Source organism: Cupriavidus sp. 05T41 (assembly GCF_056396525.1).
This window is the reverse complement of the sequence record NZ_JBFTLQ010000210.1, coordinates 1-621: the sequence shown is the minus strand read 5'-3', so window position 1 is coordinate 621 and position 621 is coordinate 1. Positions and strand designations below refer to the sequence as shown.

The following is a 621-nucleotide window of genomic DNA, read 5'->3' as shown; positions in this document are numbered from 1 at the left end:
CACCCCCACCGCCAACAAGCTCTATCAACTGGTGCGCAAGGGCAGCATGGGCACGCCGACCGAGGTGCTGGCGCAGTTCTGGACCGACCTGCGCGACAAGATGCGCGTGACMATTGACCACCCCGGGCTGCCGGACGCGCTCAAGGCGATCGCCGCCCATGCCGTGCAATCKATCTGGCAGGCCGCCAACGAGGCGGCCACCGGCGAGCTGGCCGCCTTGCGGGCCGAGGCACGGCTGCAGGCCAGCGAAGCCGAGGCCMAGCGCGACCACGCGCGCGCCGCGGTGGTGGTGGCCGAGCAGGAGACCGCCGCCGTCCAGGCCGACTTCGATGCCGCCCAGCAGGCGCGCGCGGCGCTCCAGGGCGAACTGGAGGCCGCGCGCCAGGCCCTCGCGGCCGCCCAGGCGCGTCAGGAGGAAGGCACGCGTCAGCTCGCAGCGCTGGAGCGGCAACTGCAGGCGCTACGTACCCAATTCTCGACCGAGCTGGAGCACACCCGCGAGCAGGTTGCCGTCGCCCAGGAGCGGGCCAGCGCCACCGAACGCCGCGCGCTGCGCGAGATCGACCAGGAACGCACGCTGCGCCAGAAGGGCGAGCAGGCGGCGGCGGACCTGCGCACCGA

General features: G+C 73.3%; 1 protein-coding gene. It reads left to right on the top strand.

The genetic code is table 11. The features are described from left to right. The coding region (locus AC1DKV_RS40525; protein ID WP_477139774.1) for a DNA-binding protein at positions 1-621 on the top strand (621 nt) is incomplete at both ends.